General features: G+C 64.9%; 20 protein-coding genes. 10 read left to right on the top strand and 10 right to left on the bottom strand.

Annotation, left to right across the window (positions count from 1 at the left end):
• Positions 1-112: 112 nt before the first annotated feature.
• The 3 genes from U1H99_RS09995 to U1H99_RS09985 all read left to right on the top strand — a co-directional run bounded on the left by U1H99_RS09995 (position 113) and on the right by U1H99_RS09985 (position 2,142).
• The gene (locus U1H99_RS09995) at positions 113-1,057 is read left to right on the top strand and encodes a helix-turn-helix domain-containing protein (RefSeq protein ID WP_323141586.1); all 945 of its coding nucleotides are present in this window, start codon (positions 113-115) and stop codon (positions 1,055-1,057) included.
• Positions 1,058-1,200: 143 nt separating this feature from the next.
• Positions 1,201-1,530 carry a hypothetical protein gene (locus U1H99_RS09990; protein ID WP_323141585.1) on the top strand — a complete coding sequence of 110 codons (330 nt, stop codon included), beginning with the start codon at positions 1,201-1,203 and terminating at the stop codon, positions 1,528-1,530.
• A 132-nt stretch (positions 1,531-1,662) separates the two neighbouring features.
• The gene (locus U1H99_RS09985) at positions 1,663-2,142 is read left to right on the top strand and encodes a DUF4188 domain-containing protein (protein WP_323141584.1); all 480 of its coding nucleotides are present in this window, start codon (positions 1,663-1,665) and stop codon (positions 2,140-2,142) included.
• Positions 2,143-2,238: 96 nt separating this feature from the next.
• Here the strand turns inward: U1H99_RS09985 and U1H99_RS09980 are convergent, their stop codons facing one another.
• Positions 2,239-3,150: a LysR family transcriptional regulator gene (locus U1H99_RS09980; protein ID WP_323141583.1), complete on the bottom strand. Its 912-nt coding sequence runs from the start codon at positions 3,148-3,150 to the stop codon at positions 2,239-2,241.
• Positions 3,151-3,313: 163 nt separating this feature from the next.
• Here U1H99_RS09980 and U1H99_RS09975 point away from each other — a divergent pair, with 163 nt between their 5' ends.
• A complete protein-coding gene (locus tag U1H99_RS09975; RefSeq protein ID WP_323141582.1) occupies positions 3,314-4,012 on the top strand; it encodes a glutathione S-transferase family protein in 699 nt (232 codons plus the stop codon).
• A 198-nt stretch (positions 4,013-4,210) separates the two neighbouring features.
• Positions 4,211-4,582: a DUF427 domain-containing protein gene (locus tag U1H99_RS09970; RefSeq protein ID WP_323141581.1), complete on the top strand. Its 372-nt coding sequence runs from the start codon at positions 4,211-4,213 to the stop codon at positions 4,580-4,582.
• Between the two features lie 157 nt (positions 4,583-4,739).
• On the opposite strand, the gene katG is transcribed toward U1H99_RS09970, so the two are convergent.
• Together katG and U1H99_RS09960 are read right to left on the bottom strand one after the other, a co-directional pair.
• On the bottom strand, positions 4,740-6,998 hold the full coding sequence (gene katG / locus U1H99_RS09965) for a catalase/peroxidase HPI (RefSeq protein WP_323141580.1): 2,259 nt from the start codon (positions 6,996-6,998) through the stop codon (positions 4,740-4,742).
• A gap of 342 nt (positions 6,999-7,340) precedes the next feature.
• A complete protein-coding gene (locus tag U1H99_RS09960; RefSeq protein WP_323141579.1) occupies positions 7,341-8,117 on the bottom strand; it encodes an IclR family transcriptional regulator domain-containing protein in 777 nt (258 codons plus the stop codon).
• Between the two features lie 144 nt (positions 8,118-8,261).
• On the opposite strand from U1H99_RS09960, the gene pcaH reads away from it, so the two are divergent.
• The 4 genes from pcaH to pcaCD are packed head-to-tail and all read left to right on the top strand — an operon-like array spanning position 8,262 to position 12,197.
• Entirely contained in the window at positions 8,262-8,957 is a 696-nt protein-coding gene (pcaH, locus tag U1H99_RS09955) for a protocatechuate 3,4-dioxygenase subunit beta (protein WP_323141578.1), read from the top strand.
• A 10-nt stretch (positions 8,958-8,967) separates the two neighbouring features.
• Positions 8,968-9,501: a peptidase associated/transthyretin-like domain-containing protein gene (locus U1H99_RS09950; protein WP_323141577.1), complete on the top strand. Its 534-nt coding sequence runs from the start codon at positions 8,968-8,970 to the stop codon at positions 9,499-9,501.
• 30 nt (positions 9,502-9,531) lie between these two features.
• Positions 9,532-10,926: a 3-carboxy-cis,cis-muconate cycloisomerase gene (gene pcaB / locus U1H99_RS09945; protein WP_323141576.1), complete on the top strand. Its 1,395-nt coding sequence runs from the start codon at positions 9,532-9,534 to the stop codon at positions 10,924-10,926.
• A gap of 8 nt (positions 10,927-10,934) precedes the next feature.
• Entirely contained in the window at positions 10,935-12,197 is a 1,263-nt protein-coding gene (gene pcaCD / locus U1H99_RS09940; protein ID WP_323141575.1) for a bifunctional 4-carboxymuconolactone decarboxylase/3-oxoadipate enol-lactonase PcaCD, read from the top strand.
• Between the two features lie 139 nt (positions 12,198-12,336).
• Here the strand turns inward: pcaCD and U1H99_RS09935 are convergent, their stop codons facing one another.
• Both U1H99_RS09935 and U1H99_RS09930 read right to left on the bottom strand, forming a co-directional pair.
• Positions 12,337-13,305 carry a PDR/VanB family oxidoreductase gene (locus U1H99_RS09935; RefSeq protein ID WP_323141574.1) on the bottom strand — a complete coding sequence of 323 codons (969 nt, stop codon included), beginning with the start codon at positions 13,303-13,305 and terminating at the stop codon, positions 12,337-12,339.
• Positions 13,302-14,393, bottom strand: a complete 1,092-nt coding sequence (locus U1H99_RS09930) for an aromatic ring-hydroxylating dioxygenase subunit alpha (RefSeq protein WP_323141573.1) — start codon at positions 14,391-14,393, stop codon at positions 13,302-13,304. The genes U1H99_RS09935 and U1H99_RS09930 overlap by 4 nt, the downstream gene beginning before the upstream one ends.
• A gap of 136 nt (positions 14,394-14,529) precedes the next feature.
• Here U1H99_RS09930 and U1H99_RS09925 point away from each other — a divergent pair, with 136 nt between their 5' ends.
• Complete coding sequence (locus U1H99_RS09925; RefSeq protein ID WP_323141572.1) at positions 14,530-15,021, top strand: MarR family winged helix-turn-helix transcriptional regulator; 492 nt, start codon at positions 14,530-14,532, stop codon at positions 15,019-15,021.
• Between the two features lie 85 nt (positions 15,022-15,106).
• Here U1H99_RS09925 and U1H99_RS09920 read toward each other — a convergent pair whose 3' ends face one another.
• From U1H99_RS09920 to U1H99_RS09900, 5 genes are all read right to left on the bottom strand, one after another.
• Positions 15,107-16,291 carry an ABC transporter substrate-binding protein gene (locus U1H99_RS09920; protein WP_323141571.1) on the bottom strand — a complete coding sequence of 395 codons (1,185 nt, stop codon included), beginning with the start codon at positions 16,289-16,291 and terminating at the stop codon, positions 15,107-15,109.
• A gap of 149 nt (positions 16,292-16,440) precedes the next feature.
• Complete coding sequence (locus U1H99_RS09915; RefSeq protein ID WP_323141570.1) at positions 16,441-17,142, bottom strand: ABC transporter ATP-binding protein; 702 nt, start codon at positions 17,140-17,142, stop codon at positions 16,441-16,443.
• Positions 17,135-17,896, bottom strand: a complete 762-nt coding sequence (locus tag U1H99_RS09910; RefSeq protein WP_323141569.1) for an ABC transporter ATP-binding protein — start codon at positions 17,894-17,896, stop codon at positions 17,135-17,137. The genes U1H99_RS09915 and U1H99_RS09910 overlap by 8 nt, the downstream gene beginning before the upstream one ends.
• Complete coding sequence (locus U1H99_RS09905) at positions 17,893-18,930, bottom strand: branched-chain amino acid ABC transporter permease (protein ID WP_323141568.1); 1,038 nt, start codon at positions 18,928-18,930, stop codon at positions 17,893-17,895. Before U1H99_RS09905 ends, U1H99_RS09910 begins: the two co-directional genes overlap by 4 nt.
• On the bottom strand, positions 18,927-19,793 hold the full coding sequence (locus tag U1H99_RS09900) for a branched-chain amino acid ABC transporter permease (protein WP_323141567.1): 867 nt from the start codon (positions 19,791-19,793) through the stop codon (positions 18,927-18,929). Before U1H99_RS09900 ends, U1H99_RS09905 begins: the two co-directional genes overlap by 4 nt.
• Positions 19,794-19,853 lie beyond the last annotated feature (60 nt).

Here is a 19,853-nt window from a genome sequence, read left to right as displayed (position 1 = left end):
TTTATGTTCTATTGGTGTCATCCTAGTGCGTGCGGCGACCGATATGAATGGATGAAATCCGAAAAAACTTGTACTATTTTTTCATTCCGCTTCCGACTCGACGGTCTTCCTCATGCGTCCTGCCTCCGCCCCTCCCGCTGCCGCCATCCCGCAATTCGCCCTGTATGGCGAACTCACGTGGGGCGCCGGGGCCGAAGGCGTCCATATCGAGCTGATCGAAACCCGCAGCCGCGTCTACGACTGGCACATCGGCACGCATACCCACGCCGGCTTGTTCCAGGTACTTTTTTTATTCGGCGGCCAGGTCCGCGCCACCCTCGGCGACACCGTGGTCGAGCTCGACGGACCGATCGCGCTGACCATCCACCCGTCGCTGGTCCACGGTTTCGCATTCTCCGAAGAAGCCTACGGCTACGTGCTGACGATCGACCAGAACCTGCTGTTCGCCGCCGCCGGCCAGGACGGCAACCTGTTCACCTCCCTGTTCGTGGAACCGCTCGCGATCGGCCTCGGACCGGTGGCCGAGGCGCGCGAGCGCATCGAGACGCTGCTGCGCAACCTGATCCTGGAGGCGACCTGGCCGCGCCAGGGCCACACCTTGATGCTGGACTGGCTGGCGCGCTGCATCCTCTTGATGCTGGCGCGGGTGCAGGCCGAGCGCCACATCGCCGAAAAGACCGGCCGCAACGATTTCGAGCTGTTCAGCCGCTTCCGCACCGAGGTCGAGCGCCACTACAAGGAACAGTGGCGCGTGCCGCAGTACGCCGAGCGCCTGCGTATCCCGGCGGTACGCCTGAACCGGCTGTGCCTGAAAATCGCCGGCAAGTCGGCCTTCGAGATCACCCAGGAGCGGCTGATGCTGGAGGCTTGCCGCAAGTTGACCTACGTGTCGGCCAGCGTGGCCGGGATCGCCTATGAACTCGGGTTCCAGGACCCGGCCTATTTCAGCCGGCTGTTCAAGAAGCTGGTCGGTACCACGCCGAAGGAGTTCCGGCAGCGGACGCAGGCTTCCGAGACACTGGATCGCGGTAAGGAAGCGCCAATCCTGGAGCCATGACAAAACCTCTTGCTTGCTGCCGCAGGAAGTACCTCGTACACTGAGCCGATGGCGGCAACCGGCCAGGGATAGACAGTGCGAAGAAGCCAGGTGCTTCAACGATGAGGCGCGGGACACGACGACCAATATTTGGAAGAACATCCATGCAACCTGAGACCAAATTTCGTGTCGCAAATGGTTTGATGTTTATGGGCCTGCTTCCTTACCTCGCTGTTATCGGCTATATGGTTGTAATGAGCCGCTCGACCGGGGACGCAGCTCTGGCTGCGGTGTTCATAACGATCCTGGGTATCGCCGTAGCGTACGTAGTCGCCCTGGTCATTGCCTACCCTGCATCCTTGTGGTCGCACTCATTGACAAAATCTTTCGGTCTTGACACCCGTTGTTCCACTTGGCTTCGCCGGGCTGCCGTTTGCGGTGTATTTCCGGTGCTTGCAATTTTCGCTGTACTTGCCTGGACCGTGCTTCGGTAAGCAAATGTCCACGTCGGGTCGATGGCGGTGCCCCGTGACAATTTGCGACTTTTCTTGCGTGGCACGCTGCTATGCTGAGTCAAATGGCCGAGATCGGCTAAAAGAAGACACTGATGCTCGCGCGAGAACAACTTGATTAACCGTGAACGCTTGTCCGCAACGATCGATGGGGACTTTGTCGTCTTCCTGATCGGCATGCGCCTGAATCAGCCTTGGAGAGTGCATAAGTGGTGGCCCGTCGCCACCGCCATGCCCCGAATGATCAGCGAACTACAGCGTCAGCCTGAACTGGGGTTTCTCCATGCCGAGATGTGGTTTTCAAGGACGATTGTCCTTGTCCAGTACTGGCGCTCGATGGAGCAACTATTGTCCTATGCAACGAACAAGCAAGCCAGCCATCTACCGGCGTGGAAGGCATTCAATCAGTCAGTCGGCACTGATGGTTCAGTCGGTATTTGGCACGAAACATATTCCATCGCTGAAGGTGGCCACGAAAGCGTGTACGTCAACATGCCTGCCTTTGGCTTGGGCCGTGCGGGTAAGCTGGTAGCGGCAACTGGCCACAAGCAATCGGCCGCGGCTCGGCTCCGACGTGGCGGCCCGGGTGACTGAAACGCTAAGCGTCGAAAATGGGTCGACAGCAGATGTACGGCGTGCGGCTGACCGGGCTGAAAAGCTGCGGCTTCGCTACGGCGCGCATCCTGCAAGCTAAGATTTCACTGCCGAGCGCAAGAACTCTACGAATGCGCGCACGCGCGCTGACAGGTGACGATTCTGGGGGTAGAGAATCGAAAACGGGCGGGAGCGGCCGCCATACGCTTGAAGGACCTCGACAAGGTCACCGCGCCTCAGGGCGTCGGCCACTGCAAAGCGGTAGGTTTGATAAAGGCCGCCGCCCGCATTCACCCAGGCGACAGCGCCTAACGCATCGTTCAGTACGCGCATCCGGCTCGTTATTGGTTTCTCGATCAAGGTACCGTGTTCATCGGTGAACAGCCACTGGAGCGGGCGCCCTGTATTTGGCGATATGTACTGGATACAATCGTGTTCACTAAGATCCTGAATACCGCGAGGTACGCCTTTTTTCGCAAGGTAGCTTGGCGTACCAAATACCCCCAGCATTGCGTCCTCGAGCTTGAACGCGACAAGACGTGAATCTTGTGGAATGCCCAGCCTGATCGCCAGGTCAAAGCCTTCTTCGACGAAGTCAATGATTTTGTCCGAGATACTGATCTCGATGTCGATCTGCGGATAAAGCGTTGTAAACGCAGGCATCAGGGGTAACAGCCGAAACGTTCCGTATGCAGCACTGACACTAATGCGTAGCGGCCCACTCGGGACGTTTTGCGCACCCGTGATTGCACGCTCGGCCTCGGCAATTTGCTCGAGTGCTCGCTGACATTCCTTCCAATACAGCTCGCCTTCAGTTGTCAGCTTGACGGCCCGGGTCGTCCTCAAAAACAGACGTACGCCAAGCCGCTGCTCGAGGCGGCTGATCGACCGACTGACCGCAGCCGGCGTCAAACCGAGCATCTCGGCTGCACCGGTAAAGCTACCGGTCTCCGCCGCTCTACAAAACTGTTCAATGCTGCCAAGCTGAAGTAGGTTGCCTGCGACCATATTGATTACCGTATGTAATAAATGAATTGATTGTCACACGGTTTATCAATCTTGAACAACGCCTTAAAGTACATCCATTGCTTCAGCAGCAACGCGCCAAGGGCTCCCCGCTCAAGCATCACGCGGTTGGCCTCCCCCTCGACATACTTGAAGGAGTTTCAAAATGACCAGCAAACTGAACGTTTACACCTCGCCGTCGGCTTTCCCCAACCCGCAACGCCTGCGCCTGTTCATGCACGAAAAAGGGATTGCTGAGCAGTTCCAGGAGACCATTTACGACATGACGACAGTCGGTGAACAGCGTGGCTGGCGTCACTTGAAAATGAATTCCTGGGGTGAGACACCGACCCTCGAGCTCGCGGACGGCAGCACCATCTCCGAAACGGCAGCGGTCGTCCGTTACCTGGACCAGTCCTACCCCGGCCGCAAGATCATGGGGGACACGCCGTTGGAACAGGGCCTGGACAACATGTGGGATAACCGCATCTGGGTTCACATCCTGTATCGCATCGTCACGGCCTTCCATGTTCTGCATACCGGTCTCGGTTTCAAACTCGAACTGACGAAAAACGAAGCTTGGGGCGAACACTGCCGCAAAGAAGCGTTGGCCCACGCTGCTCTGGTCGACAAGCACCTTTCGGATGGACGCAAATGGCTGCTGGGAGGCGACGAGCCTACTTTCGCCGACATCACGCTGGCGACCGCGATCGCGTTTTCAAAATTCCCTGTGAATGCCACGCCGCTGGATGAGCGTTTTGAGTTCCTGGATGCCTACTGGCAGCGCTGGCAGCAACGTCCGAGCTTCCAGGCCGCGTATGCCGATCGTAGCAGTGGCATCCCTGAACTCGACAACAAGGCTTGAATCAAGCTTAAAGCCGGGCGCTGCCAAAGCTAATAGAGTTCGCGCGATTGAACGGGTCTAGCTGGTTGGTAGAGGGCAGTCGTGGTAGTCTGCTTTTGACCCGGGGACAGTCGCTCCGGTGACATCAAGGTCAAGGTTTGACGCGGCAGGTACATTATCTGCCGCGCATTTTCAACCAATTCTGAGGACGTGTGCCGCATGAACAAGACCATGAAACTGCCTGGGCCGGACCATCCGATCACGATCACGCCCGAGTCTCGCCGCGTTACCGTCACCTTGGGCGGCACTGTCATTGCGGACAGCACGCGAGCGTTATCCCTGAAAGAAGCGAGCTATCCGGCTGTCCTGTACATCCCGCGCGACGACGTGCGCATGGATCAGCTTGAGCGCACCGAACATGCAACGTATTGCCCTTACAAAGGGGATTGCGCTTACTACAGTATTCCATCAGGGGGAGAACGCAGCGTGAATGCCGTATGGAGTTACGAACATCCGTTTCCCGCAGCCGCACAGATAGCCTCTTACCTGGCGTTCTATCCTGACCGGGTTGATGCTATCAAGGTCGCTTAAGGGTTGACGAAGCTGCCTGGGCTTCGTGAACACCGGGTCGCTGACGCCCCAGGTGATGCTTGTGCAGGTTGCCGGCAAACCTTGACCGCCAGTCCGGTGCACGCAGCGCACAAGCTGGCGGTCGGCCCGCACTATCGAGCCCGGACCAGCCTCGGAATCACTTCACGTCGAAGCGATCCAGCTCCATCACCTTCGTCCAGGCCGCCACGAAGTCGGTGGCGAACTTGCGGCCGGCATCGGCGCTGGCATACACCTCCGCGATCGCGCGCAGTTGCGCATTCGAACCGAATACCAGATCCACGCGCGACGCCGTCCATTTGGGCGCGCCGGTCTTGCGGTCGCGGCCTTCGAAGCGTTCGACGCCTTGGCCCGGCACGGTGGCGGGACGCCACTCAGTGGCCATGTCGAGCAGGTTGACGAAGAAGTCGTTCGTCAACTTGCCCTTCGACTGCGTCAACACGCCGTCGTCGCTGCCGCCGGTATTGGCCCCCAGCACGCGCAGGCCGCCGACCAGCACGGTCATTTCCGGCGCCGTCAGCGTCAGCAACTGGGCGCGGTCGATCATCAGCGCTTCGGCAGGCAGGCTGTACAGCGTCTTCTCGTAGTTACGGAAGGCGTCGGCGACCGGTTCGAGCGCATGGAAGGACTCCACGTCGGTCTGCTCTTGCGACGCATCGGTGCGGCCTGGCGTGAACGGCACCGCCACATCGTGTCCGGCCGCCCTGGCTGCCGCTTCGACACCTGCGTTACCGGCCAGGACGATCAGGTCGGCGAGCGATACCCGTTTGCTGCCGGTTTGCGCAGCGTTGAACTCGGCACGGATGGCGTCGAGCTTGGACAACACGCGAGCCAGTTGTTCCGGCTCGTTGACCGCCCAATCCTTTTGCGGCGCCAGGCGCACCCGGGCGCCATTGGCGCCGCCGCGCTTGTCCGAACCGCGGAAGCTCGAGGCCGAGGCCCAGGCGGTCGATACCAGTTCGCCGACGCCGAAGCCGGACGCCAGTACCTTGTCCTTCAAGGCCTTGGCGTCGTCTTCGGTGATCGGCTCGCCTTCCGCGGCCGGCAGCGGATCCTGCCAGATCATGACTTCGGCCGGCACTTCCGGGCCGAGGTAACGGGCACGCGGGCCCATGTCGCGGTGGGTCAGCTTGAACCAGGCGCGCGCGAAGGCATCCGCGAACTGGTCCGGGTTGGCCAGGAAACGGCGCGAGATCGCCTCGTAGGCCGGGTCCATGCGCAGGGCCAGGTCCGAGGTCAGCATCGTCGGACGGTGGCGCTTGTCCGCGTCGTAGGCGTCGGGGATGGTCGCTTCGCCATCCTTGGCCACCCATTGGTAGCCGCCAGCCGGGCTGCGCGTCAATTCCCACTCATGTGCGAACAGATAAGTGAAGTAATCGTGACCCCACTGGGTCGGGGTGCTGGTCCAGGTCACTTCCAGGCCGCTGGTGATCGTGTCCGGGCCCTTGCCGGTGCCGAAGGTGTTATGCCAGCCGAAACCCTGGGCATGCAGGCCGGCGCCTTCCGGCTCTTCCTTCACATGCTCGGACGGACCGGCGCCGTGCGTCTTGCCGAAGGTGTGGCCGCCGGCGATCAGCGCGACAGTTTCCTCGTCGTTCATCGCCATCCGGCCGAAGGTGTCGCGGATGTCGCGTGCCGACGCGACCGGATCCGGCTTGCCGTCCGGGCCTTCCGGATTCACGTAGATCAGACCCATCTGCACTGCCGCCAACGGGTTCTCGAGGTCGCGCGAGTGGCTGATCTCGCTGTCGTCATCCTTGTCGATCACGCCGCTGCCTTCGACACCGGGCGAGCCGACCGTGTAGCGCTCATCGCTGCCCAGCCACTTGTTCTCGCGGCCCCAGTACACGTCCAGGTCGGGCTCCCACACGTCCTGGCGGCCGCCGGCAAAGCCGAAGGTCTGGAAGCCCATCGTTTCGAGGGCGACGTTGCCCGTCAAGATAATGAGATCGGCCCAGGAGATCTTTTCGCCGTACTTCTGCTTGACCGGCCAGATCAGCCGGCGCGCCTTGTCCAGGCTGACGTTGTCGGGCCAGCTGTTCAGCGGGGCGAAGCGCTGCTGACCGCGGCCCGCGCCGCCGCGGCCGTCGCCGATGCGGTAGGTGCCGGCGCTGTGCCAGGCCATGCGCACGAACAGGCCACCGTAGTGGCCGAAGTCGGCCGGCCACCATTCCTGCGAGTCGGTCATCACTTGGGCCAGGTCGGCCTTGACCGCTGCGAGATCGAGGCTGTTGAAGGCCGCCTTGTAATCGAAGTCGCCGCCCATCGGGTCTGATTTAGTGGAATGTTGTGCCAGCAAATCGAGACGCAGTGCTTTTGGCCACCAGTCACGGTTGGTCGTGCCGGTACCGGCAGCGGCGTTGAACGGACACTTGCCTGGGGTCTTGTCTACACTCATTCTTCACTCCTGTTTAATGAATAAATTTAACGAAATTATAGGTAATTTCGGGCATTCGTGGGATGGTGAATGTTGATGGCACCGATAGTATCCTGTTCGGCACGCAAAAACCGCAATTTCCCGGACCTGCCCGGCTATGGCCCCTACCCAGGGCATGCCGCGACCCAAGGGACTACCGCTGCGATTTACTTTGCACATACCGACCCAGGCACCAGGGATGTCGGCACCGGCATCACAACTTTTAAAAAGAACGGTAACGGCAAGTGGACATTCAAGAAGTTTTACTTCGAACCGGAATTCAAGGTGGCAAGCACGGGTTCGCATCATGCGTACAGAAGCAAGCTAAAGCATCGCCCCCAATTCCACCTGGGTCTTGATCAGCGCCGGCAGGCAGTGTTCCACCAACTGCTCGGCCGGCAGACGCCCCGCATGTACGCTCACGTTCATCGACGCCACCACCTCGCCGCGGAAGTTGCGCAGCGGGACCGCAATCGTGCGCAAGCCCAGTTCCAGCTCCTGGTCGACCAGCGCATAGCCCTGCGCCCGCGCGCGCGCGATTTCGAGCGCCAGGCGCTCCTTGTCGACGATGGTGTGCTGGGTGATCTGCTCGGGCACGGCCTGGGCCAGGAAGCGCTCGATGTCGGCCTGCGGCAGAAAGGCCAGCAGCATGCGCCCGTTGGCGGTGCAGTAGGCCGGCACCCGGGTGCCCGGCTGCAGCGTCGCCGACACCAGGCGGCCGGCGCTGACGGCAGCAACACACACCAGCTGGTCGTGGTCGAGCACCCCGACCGACGCCGCCTCGCCCAGCGAATAGGCCAGCCGGTACAGCGCCGGCTGGGCGATGCGCGGCAGGCGCGCCGAATGCAGGTAGGACTGGCCCAGGCGCAGCACGGCCGGCGTCAGCGAGAACAGCTTGTTTTCGTGGCGCATGTAGCCGAGGTGGGTCAGCGTGATCAGGTAGCGCCGCGCGGCCGCGCGCGTCAGCCCGGTGGCCTGCGCCACTTCGGCAATGCTCAGGCGCGCGCGCTCCTGGTCGAAGGCTTCGATGACTTTCAGTCCCTTTTCCAGTCCGCCGACCAGGTCGCGCGCCAGCGGCGCATTGTCGTCATCTTCGCTCACCTGCAAAATGCCTCCTGTTTTGTGCGAGTATCGCACAATGTGTTCGCGGAGTGAACGTTGCACGACATGGACGTCTTGTCGAGGGCACAAGCTTTTTCTACCATCGTCGGGCGCTTCCACAACACTTCACGAAGGAGACATGCTGTGAAATTCGATCCCGTCGAACCGGGCGTCTGGCCCGAACTCGTCTATCCCGCCTATAAATCGACCGTCAAGCGCGGCCCGCTGCAGCCGACCCTGCGTATCGAGGCGCCGATTCCCGCCAGCCGCAACATCCAGGCCGGTCCGCACATCCTGCTGCCCAACGACACCGACCTGACGCTGCACGGCAAGGGCGGCGAGCCGCTCGGCGAAAAAATCGTCGTCACCGGCCGCGTGACCGACGAAGACGGCAAGCCAGTACGGAATTCGCTGGTCGAAGTCTGGCAAGCCAACTCCGCCGGCCGCTACTGGCACAGCCGCGACCAGCACGCCGCGCCGCTCGACCCCAACTTCTACGGTCTCGGCAAGATGCTGACCGACGACGACGGCCGCTACCGCTTCGTCTCGATCAAGCCCGGTCCCTACCCCTGGGGTAACCACGACAAGGCCTGGCGCCCGGCCCACATCCACTTTTCACTGTTCGGCAACGTGTATGCGCAGCGCCTGGTCACCCAGATGTACTTCCCGAACGACCCGCTGTTCGACTACGACCCGATCTTCCAGAGCGTGCCCGACGAAGCGGCGCGCCAGCGCCTGATCTCGAAATTCAGCCTCGAGCACACGGTAGGCGCCGAGATGCTGGGCTACGAATTCGATATCGTCCTGCGCGGACGCGACGCCACCCCGATGGGCCTGTAAGGAGAACCGCATGAGCAAGATCACCCGCAGTGACATCACGACGTCGCAAACCATCGGCCCGTTCTCGCACGAAGCCTGGCAATGGCTCGTCGACACCGGCCTGCCCGGCAACCTGAAGACCGCGGAAAACAGCATCCAGCTCAGCGGCTGCATCTACGACGGCGACGGCAACCCGATCAACGACGCCCAGGTCGAAGCCTGGACGCCAGAGGGTGCCGGCCTCGAGACCGAACAGCTGATCCCGGGCCTGCGCCGCATGCCGAGCGGCGACGGCGGCGAATTCAGCATGCGCGTCCCCGCGCCGCAGGCAGGCCGCGGCGAGCCGCTGGCCTACATCACGGTGTTCGCGCGCGGCCTGGTCAAGCACCAGTTCACCGCCGTGTTCCTGGAAGACGACGCCGGCCTGGCCCAGTCGACCATCCTGAACCAGGTGCCGGAAGCGCGCCGCGCGCTGCTGGTGGCGCGCCGCAGCGGCGACGGCGAATACCGCTGGGACATCCGCATGCAGGGCGAGAACGAGACGCCCTTCTTCGATTATGTATGATGGCTGCCTGATGAACGCGGGAGGCCGGCCATGAGCGCATCGATCTTCGACAGTTTCCTGACCACGCCGGACATGATCGCCGCCTTCGACGATGAAGCCGTGGTGCAGGGCATGCTGGCCTTCGAGGCCGCGCTGGCACGGGCCCAGGCGGCCGAGGGCCTGATTCCGCCATCCGCGGCCAGCGCCATCGGCGCCGTCTGCAAGGCCCAGCTGTACGACATTCCGGCGCTGGTACGGGCCGGCCGCAAGGCCGGTGCCCTCGCCATCCCGCTGGTGAAGGAACTGCAGAAAACCGTGGCGCTGTACGACGCCGATGCGGCCCGCCACGTTCACTGGGGCAGCACCAGCCAGGACGTGATCGACACCGCAATGGTGCTGGTCACGCGCGAGGCCCTGCGCCTGCTTGACGACAGCCTGCAGGAGCTGACCGGGCATCTGCTGAGCCTGGCACAGGATAATCTGTCGACGCCGGTGCTGGCGCGCACGCTGATGCAGCCGGCCCAGGTGACGAGCCTGGGCTTCAAGGCGGCCGGGTGGCTGGCGCCGCTGGTCCGTGCGCGCGCCCAGCTGCGCGCTGCGGCCGCGCGTGCCCTCCAGCTGCAGCTGGGCGGCGCGGTCGGCACGCTGGCGACCATGGGAGAGCATGGCGCCGCGGTGTCCGCGCGCGTGGCCGGCGAGCTGCGCCTGCGCGTGGCAGACGCCGCCTGGCACACCCAGCGCGACGAGTGGGTGCGCCTGGGGTTGGAAGTGGCGGTGCTGGGCGGCAGCCTGGGCAAGCTGGCGACCGACCTCGGGCTGATGGCCCAGGGCGAGGTCGGCGAGCTGGCCGAACCGTCCGGCAATGGCCGCGGCGGCTCGTCGGCCATGCCGCACAAGCGCAACCCGGTGTCGACCATGATCGCACTGGCGGCTTCCCGCCGCACGCCCCAGCATGCGGCGGCGCTGCTGGCCTGCATGGACCAGCAGCACGAACGCGGCCTGGGCAACTGGCAGGCCGAACTGGCCGAATGGCCGCAATTGTTCCTGTCCGCCCACGGCGCCCTGCAGGCGCTGAACGAAGCCTTTGCCGGCCTCTCGGTGGACCGCGAACGCATGCTGCACAACATCCGCGCCCTGCACGGCCTGGTGTTTGCCGAAGCCGTGTCCAGCTACCTGGCCGGTGCCATCGGCCGTCCCAAGGCGCACGCGCTGCTGGAAGACCTCAGCAAACGCGCTTCCACGGATGCGCGCGGCCTCGAAGGCCTGGTGCGCGACGCCGTCGAACACGACCCCGAGCTGCGCGCCCACGTCGACCTGGCGCGGATCGCCGCCCTGTTCGATCCAGTGCTGGCCGCCGAACCGGCGCGGCGCCTGGCCGAGTCCCAGCTGCATGCGCTGCGCCCGAGCATCGGCAAGCTGGATGCCACCCACCCTTTTCATGAGTGAATCCCATTATGAGTTTCGATCCGCTTGACCACGATTTCGAACGCGGCCTGCAGAACCGCCGCGACGTCCTCGGCGACGCCTGGGTCGACCGTTCGCTGAACAACGCCAACAGCTTCAACGCCGACTTCCAGAACCTGATCACCCGCTTCGCCTGGCACGAGATCTGGGGCCGTCCGGGCCTGGACCACAAGACCCGGCGCGCGATCGTGCTGTCGATCACGGTGGCGCTGGGCCGCTGGGAAGAGTTCGACCTGCACGTGCGCGCCGCCCTGCTCGGCCAGGAAGGCAGCCGCCTCACGCCGGACGAGATCAAGGAAATCCTGATGCAGTCGGCGATCTATGCCGGCGTGCCGGCCGCGAACACCGGCTTCACCCACGCGCTGGCGATCCTGCGCGAAGTGGCCGGGCAGATCGGCTATGAACTGGAGTCAGCCGCACCGGGCGCGGCCGCCCACGCCGGCAGCGGCCGCGAAGGCAGCAGCGCCGGCACCCCGTCGCTGCACTACAGCGTCCGCGAACCACGTAACGGCAAGGCGCCGCGCCACACGGTGGTGCTGAGCCATGCGCTCGGCTGCGACCTCACCATGTGGGACAGCCTGGCGAACGCGTTGTCGCTGGAGAACCGCGTGATCGCCTACGACCACCGCGGCCACGGCGCGTCCGAGGCGCCCACCGGTCCGTACGCGATGGCGGAACTGGCCGACGACGCCGCCCGCCTGCTGCGCGAACTCGATACGGGTCCGGTGGTCTGGGTCGGCCTGTCGATGGGCGGCATGGTCGGCCAGGAACTGGCGCTGCGCCACCCGTCGTTGGTGCGCGCGCTGGTGCTGGCGAACACCACCAGCGCCTATCCGGACGCCGCACGCGCGGTCTGGGAACAGCGCATCGCCACCGTGAATGCGGAAGGGATCGAGGCGATCGCCGATGCGGTCATGGCGCGCTACTTCACCGAGGCCTTCCGCGCCGAGAAGGCGGGCACCGTGTCACGCTTCCGCCGGCGGGTGGTCAGTACCGATGCGGATGGTTATGTCGGCTGCTGCAGCGCGGTCGGGCACGTCGACACGACGGCGCGCCTGGGCCAGATCGGCGTGCCGGCCCTGGTGATTGCCGGGGAGCTGGACCAGGGTACGCCGGTGAGCATGGCGCAGACGCTGGCAGACGGGATCCCGAATGCGTCGCTGGTGGTGCTGAGGGAGGCTTCGCATTTGAGTGCGGTGGAGCAGCCGGAGGCGTTCAAGGCGGCGGTGATGGGGTTTATCGATACTGTCTGATTCGGCCCGCAGCTTGAGCACGTCGCCCCTGCGCAGGCAGGGTCCCAAATTGCACGCATTTCGATAACGCGCAAAACTTGGAGGAATAATGCCGGGGGCATTATTCCGCCTTCGCAGGGGCGACGGCTCATTCGGACGCTTACAAATCCAGCACCAGCACCGGCGATTTAGACCGCGAACAACAAGGCGTAAACTGGTCGTTCGCCGCCTGCTCCTCCTCGGTCAGGTACATGTCGCGGTGATCCGGCACCCCTTCCAGCACCCGCGTCAGGCAAGTCCCGCACACCCCTTCCTCGCACGAATACGGGATCTCCACGCCCTGCTCCTGCAGCGCCTTGATCACGGTGGTCCCGGCCGGCACCATCACGATCTTCCCGCTCGACGCCAGCTTGACCTCGAAATGCTGGTCGCCGCCGGTATCGATCGCCGCCGCGCCGAAGTACTCGACGTGCAGCTGCGCCTGCGGCCAGCCCATCGCCTTGGCCGTGCCCAGCACATACTCGATGTAACCCTGCGGGCCGCACACATAGAGATGCGTGTCCGGCGCCGGCGCGGCCAGCAGCGCCGCCAGGTCGAGCTTCTGGGCGGCGTCGCCGCTGTCGTAATGGAAGTGCACGCGGTCGGCGAAGCGCGAGCCGGCGATGCGCTCGCGGAAGGCGGCGCGCTCCGGCGAGCGCACGCTGTAGTGCAGCTCGAAGGCAGCGCCGCGCGCGGCCAGCGTCTCCGCCATCGCCAGGATCGGCGTCACACCGATCCCGCCCGCGAACAGCAGGGTGCGCGCGGCGTCGACCAGCGGGAAGTGGTTCTTCGGCGCGCTGATGTGCAGGACCGAGCCGGTGTCGATGTGGTCGTGCATGGCTTGCGAGCCGCCGCGCGAATTGGCGTCGCGCAGCACGCCGATCTGGTAGCGGTGGGTTTCGCCGGGCGGGTTGCACAGCGAATACTGGCGCACCAGAGAGCTGGAGGACGGCGCCGACACATGCACGTCGATGTGCGCGCCGGCCTCGAACGGCGGCAGCGGCGCGCCGTCCAGCGTCACCAGCTCGTAGCTGCAGATGCCGTCGGCCTCGTTGGCCTTGCCGGTCACGCGGACTTCGATCGTGCTCATGCCGCCACCTGCCCTGCCGGTGCCGCCGGGGTTCCCGGAGCCGGAGCCGCTGCCGCCGCCGGCGCCTGCTCGCGCTCCAGCCACTTGTCGATGATGCGGCGCGACTGCACGCCGCCGGCGTCGATGTTCAGCATCAGCAGCTTGCGCTCCGGGTGGCGCAGGATGTTCTGCTGCTGCAGTTCTAGCATCTCGCGGTCTTCGCTGAAGATCTTGCCCTGGCCTTCACGGATGGTGTCGGTCAGCGCGGGGTCCTGCGGCTTGAAGTTGCGCGCCATGCCCCAGAAATACCAGTGCGAGGTTTCGGTTTCCGGGGTGATGAAGTCGACCACGATGCTGGACGCCTTGTGCGCCGGATCGGCGTGGTAGCCGCCCTTGCCCGCATGCGCCACGCCGACCTCGATCATCACGTGGCTGGGGGCGTTGAAGCGGCAGATCTGCCAGCGGTCGACCGGCACGTCGTCGGCCAGGCCGTTGCCGCGCAGTGCGGCCTGCCAGAACGGCGGCGCCATGATGTTTTCCATGAAGCGGCTGGTGATCACTTCCTCGCCCTCGACCTTGGTCGTCACCGGCGCTTCGTCGATTTCCTTCTGGCCGATGCTGGACGCGTGCACGTAGGTCTCGTGGGTCAGGTCCATCAGGTTGTCGACCATCAGGCGGTAGTCGCAGTTGATGTGGTACAGGCCGCCGCCGTAGGCCCATTCCGGGTTCTCGGCCCACTCCAGGTGGTGGATGGTCGCCGGATCCGCCAGCGCCTTGTCGCCCGGCCAGACCCAGATGAAGCCGTAGCGCTCTTCGACCGCGTAGCTGCGGATGCAGGGAAAGCCGCGCACGCGCTGGCCCGGCATGCTGATCGCCTTGCCTTCGCAGCCCATTTCCAGACCGTGGTAGCCGCACACCAGGTTGCCGTCGCGCACGAAGCCGAGCGACAGCGGCGCGCCGCGGTGCGGACAGAAATCCTCGACCGCGGCGACCTTGCCTTCCTTGCCGCGATAAAACACGATTTTTTCGCCGCAGATCTGGCGGCCCAGGGGTTTACCTTCGATCTCGTCGGGCGTGCAGGCCACGTACCAGGCGTTCTTTGGGAACATGCTTGTCTCCTTTTGTGGATTGATCTTCAGTGCACTGAATGTTGAAAAAAGTATTCACCTTTTGCGCGACAAAGTAAACTAGCGATTCGATTATTTCGATGGTGCGGCGCACCATCCCGACACTTTTCCAGGAACGATGGCAACCGAGCGCGCACAAGACAGCCAGGGCAGCATGCACGACCTTCATGAACACCCGGGCCACCTGCTGCGGCGCGCCCAGCAGATCTCGGTGTCGATCTTCTACGACGAAATGGGAAGCGAGCTGACACCGGTGCAGTATGCGATCCTGACCCGGCTGGCGGCCCATCCCGGCATCGACCAGGTGTCGCTGGCGGGCCTGGCCGCGATCGACACCTCGACCGGCGCCACGGTGTGCGCCCGCCTCGAGGAAAAAGGTTTATTGGAGCGCAAGGTGATCCCGCACAACCGGCGCCAGCGCGCGCTGACCATCACGGCCGCCGGCATGCGCCTGCTCGACACGCTGGTGCCGGGCGCCCAGCGCCTGCGCCAGCGCCTGCTGGACCCTTTGAGCCCCGAAGAACAGGCACAGTTCATGGCCCTGCTGGCCAAGCTGGTCAACGAAAACAACGACCAAAGCCGGGCACCACTGGCCCGGCCCGCTGCCTGACATTCGGGGTCAGAGCACAATGTGGTTTCTGCTCTGACCCCGAAATTGCTGACCCCGAAATTGTGCTCTGACCCCGAATTGGGGCTTATTCGACGCCCGGGTCCTTGAAGTTGGCGACCTGGTCGAACTCGACGTTGTAGACGCCGTCGCCGACCTGCTCGGCCTTGCGGATGTACACGTTTTGCACCATGTCGCGCGTGGCCGCATCGAGCGTGACCGGGCCGCGCACGCTGGTCCAGGACATGCCCTTCATCGCTTCCAGCAGCTTCGGACCGTCGCTGGCGCCGCCGGTCTTCTTCAGCGCCGCGTACAGCAGCTGCATGCCATCGTAGGCGCCGACCGCATGGAAGTTCGGCCGCATGGTCGGATTCGCCTTGGTGAAAGCCGCCACGAAGGCCTTGTTTTCCGGCGACGGGTGCGCGGCCGAGTAATTGTGGCTGCTGATCACGCCCAGCGCGGCCTTGCCGATCGAGGGCATCAGGTCGTCGTCGAGCACGTCGCCGGTGGCGATCAGGCGGATGCCGGCGGCGGCCAGGCCGCGGTCGGTGAACTGCTTGAGCACGGCGGCGCCTTCGCCCGAGGGCACGAACACGAACACGGCATCCGGCTTGGCATCCTTCACGCGCGCCAGGAAGGGGGCGTAATCCGGATTGCGCAGCGGCGCGCGCAGCGAGGCCACGACCTTGCCGCCGGCCTTGCCGAAGTCCCGCACGAACACCTTTTCGGCATCGATGCCGGGGCCGTAGTCCGACACGAAGGTCACCACCGACTTGATCTTGTTCCTGGCCGCCCACTGGGCCAGCGGCGCGGTCACCTGCGGCAGCGTGAAGCCGGTGCGCACGATGTAGGGCGAGCGCTGCGGGATGCTGGAGGTGGCCGCGTTCATCACGATCATCGGCACCTTGGCCTGGGTCGCGATCGGCGCGGCGGCAAAGGCCAGCGGGGTCAGGCCGAAGCCGGCCAGCACCTGCACCTTGTCGCGCGCCACCAGTTCCTGGGCCAGGCGCTTGGTGACGTCCGGCGAGACCCCGCCGTCGTCCTTCAGGATGATCTGCACTTCGCGCCCGGCGACGCTGGCCCCGTTCTGCTGCATGAAGAGCTTGACGGCGGCGTCGACCTGGCGCCCGGTCGAGGCGAAGGGACCGGACATCGGCACGATCAGGCCGACCTTGATCGGTTCGGCGGCGCCGGCGGGGATGGCGGCCAGTCCGCTGGCAAGCAGGGCGACGCCGGCCAGGATGGCGCGGCGGTTCAATTTCAGTTGCTTCATCTATGTCTCCATTATTATGAAATGTCGTCTGTAGCGTGGACGGCTTGCCGTCCACGCGGCGACAGTCAATCGCAAGTCCGTGGCGCTCGACGGCCGAGCCGATAACGATCGACGCGTGGACGGACGAGCCGTCCACCCTACGCGCGTGGTCAAGCTACGGCCACCAGCCGGTCCAGCTTTTCGCCGTCGGCCAGCAGGCTGGCGCTGTCGGAATCGTGCACGATGCGGCCGCGGTCGAGCACGATGGCGCGCTCGGTCAGCGACAGCGCCAGGCGCGCATGCTGCTCGACCACGATCACCGACATGCCGTCTTCCGCCACCAGGCGCCGGATCGCGCGCACCAGTTCCTGCACGATGATCGGGGCCAGGCCTTCCATCGGCTCGTCCAGCAGCAGGATGCGCGGGTTGGTCATCAGGGCGCGCGCGATGGCCACCATCTGCTGCTCGCCGCCCGAGAGCTGGTTGCCCATGTTGGCGCGGCGCTCGTGCAGGCGCGGGAACAGTTCGTACACCTTGGCCAGATTCCACGGCCCCGGTCTCTCGACCACGGTCAGGTGCTCCTCGACGCTCAGCGACGGGAACATGTGGCGCTCCTGCGGCACCCAGCCCAGGCCCGCGCGCGCGCGCTTCCAGGTCTGCATGCGGCCGATGTCGCGGCCCTGGAAGCGCACCGACCCCTTGTGAAGGCGGGTCAGGCCCATCAGCGTGACCAGCAGGCTGGTCTTGCCGACGCCGTTGCGGCCCAGCAGGGCCAGGCTGCCGCCCTCTTCCACGGAAAACGAGACATCTTCCAGCACCACCGATTCGCCGTAGCCGGCGCTCACCCTGTCGAATGCGAGCAGTTCAGGCATGTTCGGCCTCCCCCAGATAGACTTCTTTCACGCGCGGGTCCGCCGCGATCTGTGCCGGCGTTCCTTCGGTCAGCACCTTGCCGCCCACTAGCACCGTGATGCGCTCGGCGAAGCGGAACACCAGCCCCATGTCGTGCTCGATGAACAGGATGGTCACGTCGCGCGGCAGCCCGGCGATTACCTCGAACAGTTCGCGGCTTTCGGCTTGCGGGATGCCGGCGGCCGGTTCGTCCAGCAGCAGGATGCCGGGCCGGGTCGCCAGCGCCAGCGCGATTTCCACCAGGCGCTGCTTGCCGTAGGCCATGCTGCGGGTGATGCTGTTGGCCTCCTTGGTCAGCTTCAGGGTGGCCAGCAGCGCCATCGCTTCGTCGACCACGTCGGCATGCTTCTCGACCGTCTTCCACCACACGCGCTGCAGGCCGCGCCGCTCGCAGATGGCCAGCGCCACCGATTCGAGCACGGTCATGCCGGCAAACAGGGTGTTGATCTGGAAGGTGCGCGTCATGCCGAGCTTGACGCGTTCGTGCTGCGCCAGGTGCGTGATGTTGCGCTCGCCCACCCACACCTCGCCGCTGGTGGGCGCCAGCGCGCCTGTCAGCAGGTTGATGAAGGTGGTCTTGCCGGCGCCGTTGGGGCCGATCAGCGCGTGGCGCGCACCGGGCTCGAAGGTCAGCGAGATGTCGGTATTCGCCTTGAACGCGCCCCACTGCTTGGACAGCCCGGCGGTGCGCAGGCTCAGGTTCGATGTCGTCATGCGACCTCCTTGCGTGCCGATGGTTTCAGGCGCTGCACCACTCTCTCCAGCCCGCCCAGGATGCCGCCGCGGGCGAACAGCACGATCAGCACCAGCAGCAGGCCGATATAGAACTGCCAGTAGGCCGGATCCAGGCCGGAAATATAATCCTGGGCCACCATGAACACGGCGGCGCCGACCAGCGCCCCGTACAGGCGTCCGGTCCCGCCCAGCACCAGCATGATCAGCAGTTCGGCCGAGCGCGGGAAGCCGAGCGAGTCGAGGCCGACGAACTGGGTGGTCTGGGCCAGCAGCGCCCCGGCCACGCCGGCGATCGCCGCGCCGACCGTGAAGGCGGCGCGCAGGCGGCGGTCGACGTTGGCGCCGATCGCCGGCATGCGCTTGCCGCCCTCGCGGATGCCGCGCAGCGACATGCCGAACGGCGAATTCACCAGGCGGCGCAGCAGCACGAACAGCAGGAACAGCACGCCCAGGCTGTACCAGAACGCGGTCTTGCCGTACAGGTCGAACTCGAAGGTGCCGAACAGCGGCGCGGTGGCCATGCCGGACAGGCCGTCGACGCCGCCGGTGATGAAGGCAGCCTTGTTGGCCGCCTCGAACAGCATCAGGCCGATGCCGAGGGTGACCATCAGGCGCGCCAGGTCCTGGCCGCGCACCACCAGGAAGCTGACGATGAAGCCGAACGCGCCGGCCACCAGCGCCGCCACCAGCAGGCCGGACAGCGGCTCGCCCCAGCCATGCGCCGACAGCAGGCCGGCGCTGTAAGCCCCGAGTCCGAAGAAGGCGGCGTGGCCGAGCGAGACGATGCCGGCGTAGCCCAGGATCAGGTCGAGCGACAGCGCGAACAGGCCGACGATCATGATCTGGCTGACCAGCACCAGGTGGTTGGGGAACAGGAACCAGGCCGCGACCGGCAGCAGCCAGAACGCGATCTCGAGCGGCTTCCAGCGGTCGTTCGGCAGGCGCGGCGCCAGGCCGGCGCTAGACGCCGGCAGGCGCGCCGGCGCGACGGTGGAATCGAGGGGGGTCGTCATGCTTTCCTCCTGACCAGGCCGAAGGGGAACAGGATCAACAGCACCACCATCAGCGTGTAGATGACAAAGGCGCCGACTTCCGGCACGTAGTACTTGCCGGCGACGTCGAACACGCCGAGGATCAGGGCGGCGATCAGCGGCCCCTTGATCGAGCCGGCGCCGCCGACGGCCACCACCAGCAGGAAGTAGACCATGTACTTGACCGGGAAGCTGGGGTCGAGGCCGAGCACGTCGATGCCGAGGCCCCCGCCCAGGCCGGCCAGGCCGGAACCGAGGGCGAAGGTCAGGCTGAACACCTGGCTGACGTTGATGCCGAGGCCTTCGGCCGCGGTCTGGTTGTCGACCGCGGCGCGGATGCGGGCGCCGAAGCGGGTGCGCTCGATCAGCAGCACCAGCGCCGCCGTCACCAGCACCACCACGCCGATCAGGAACAGGCGGTAGGTGCCGAGGTCGAGGCCCAGCACGTGCACCTGGCCGCGCAGCCAGTCCGGCAGGTTGACAGGCTGCTGGGTCGGGCCGAACAGCCAGGTGGCGCCTGCCACCGCCATGAAGGTCAGGCCGATCGAGAACAGCACCTGGTCGAGGTGCGGCGCCCGGTACAGCCGGCGGTACAGCGTGCGCTCGAGCACCAGCCCCACCAGCGCCGCCACGATGAAGGCGAGCGGCAGCGTGGCCAGGAAAGGCAGCCCGAGCTTCGACAGCAGCGTCACGCAGACGTAGCCGCCGACCATGGCGAAAGCGCCATGGGCCAGGTTAATGAAGTTCATCATGCCCATCGTCACCGACAGGCCGACGCTAATCAGGAACAACAGGCTGCCGTAGGCAATCCCGTCGAACAGCACGCCGATCATGTTCCCAATCATGCGTGCCTCCGTTTTTGTTTATACCGCTTGTCCATCCTTGTCTCCTACTATTCTTTTATC

It is taken from the genome of Massilia phyllosphaerae, assembly GCF_034659755.1.
Taxonomy (GTDB): domain Bacteria; phylum Pseudomonadota; class Gammaproteobacteria; order Burkholderiales; family Burkholderiaceae_D; genus Telluria; species Telluria phyllosphaerae.
The sequence above is the reverse complement of the archived record's forward strand: the minus strand, read 5'-3'. Positions and strand labels throughout refer to the sequence as shown.

Excerpts from the sequence above, each read along its gene's own strand:
- pcaCD (WP_323141575.1), top strand. The coding sequence starts at position 10,935 with ATGAGTTTCGATCCGCTTGACCACGATTTCGAACGCGGCCTGCAGAAC.
- katG (WP_323141580.1), bottom strand. The coding sequence starts at position 6,998 with ATGAGTGTAGACAAGACCCCAGGCAAGTGTCCGTTCAACGCCGCTGCC.
- U1H99_RS09975 (WP_323141582.1), top strand. The coding sequence starts at position 3,314 with ATGACCAGCAAACTGAACGTTTACACCTCGCCGTCGGCTTTCCCCAAC.
- U1H99_RS09935 (WP_323141574.1), bottom strand. The coding sequence starts at position 13,305 with ATGAGCACGATCGAAGTCCGCGTGACCGGCAAGGCCAACGAGGCCGAC.
- U1H99_RS09930 (WP_323141573.1), bottom strand. The coding sequence starts at position 14,393 with ATGTTCCCAAAGAACGCCTGGTACGTGGCCTGCACGCCCGACGAGATC.
- U1H99_RS09925 (WP_323141572.1), top strand. The coding sequence starts at position 14,530 with ATGGCAACCGAGCGCGCACAAGACAGCCAGGGCAGCATGCACGACCTT.
- U1H99_RS09905 (WP_323141568.1), bottom strand. The coding sequence starts at position 18,930 with ATGACGACCCCCCTCGATTCCACCGTCGCGCCGGCGCGCCTGCCGGCG.
- U1H99_RS09980 (WP_323141583.1), bottom strand. The coding sequence starts at position 3,150 with ATGGTCGCAGGCAACCTACTTCAGCTTGGCAGCATTGAACAGTTTTGT.
- U1H99_RS09990 (WP_323141585.1), top strand. The coding sequence starts at position 1,201 with ATGCAACCTGAGACCAAATTTCGTGTCGCAAATGGTTTGATGTTTATG.
- U1H99_RS09915 (WP_323141570.1), bottom strand. The coding sequence starts at position 17,142 with ATGCCTGAACTGCTCGCATTCGACAGGGTGAGCGCCGGCTACGGCGAA.
- U1H99_RS09900 (WP_323141567.1), bottom strand. The coding sequence starts at position 19,793 with ATGATTGGGAACATGATCGGCGTGCTGTTCGACGGGATTGCCTACGGC.
- U1H99_RS09920 (WP_323141571.1), bottom strand. The coding sequence starts at position 16,291 with ATGAAGCAACTGAAATTGAACCGCCGCGCCATCCTGGCCGGCGTCGCC.
- U1H99_RS09995 (WP_323141586.1), top strand. The coding sequence starts at position 113 with ATGCGTCCTGCCTCCGCCCCTCCCGCTGCCGCCATCCCGCAATTCGCC.
- U1H99_RS09950 (WP_323141577.1), top strand. The coding sequence starts at position 8,968 with ATGAGCAAGATCACCCGCAGTGACATCACGACGTCGCAAACCATCGGC.
- U1H99_RS09910 (WP_323141569.1), bottom strand. The coding sequence starts at position 17,896 with ATGACGACATCGAACCTGAGCCTGCGCACCGCCGGGCTGTCCAAGCAG.
- U1H99_RS09970 (WP_323141581.1), top strand. The coding sequence starts at position 4,211 with ATGAACAAGACCATGAAACTGCCTGGGCCGGACCATCCGATCACGATC.
- pcaB (WP_323141576.1), top strand. The coding sequence starts at position 9,532 with ATGAGCGCATCGATCTTCGACAGTTTCCTGACCACGCCGGACATGATC.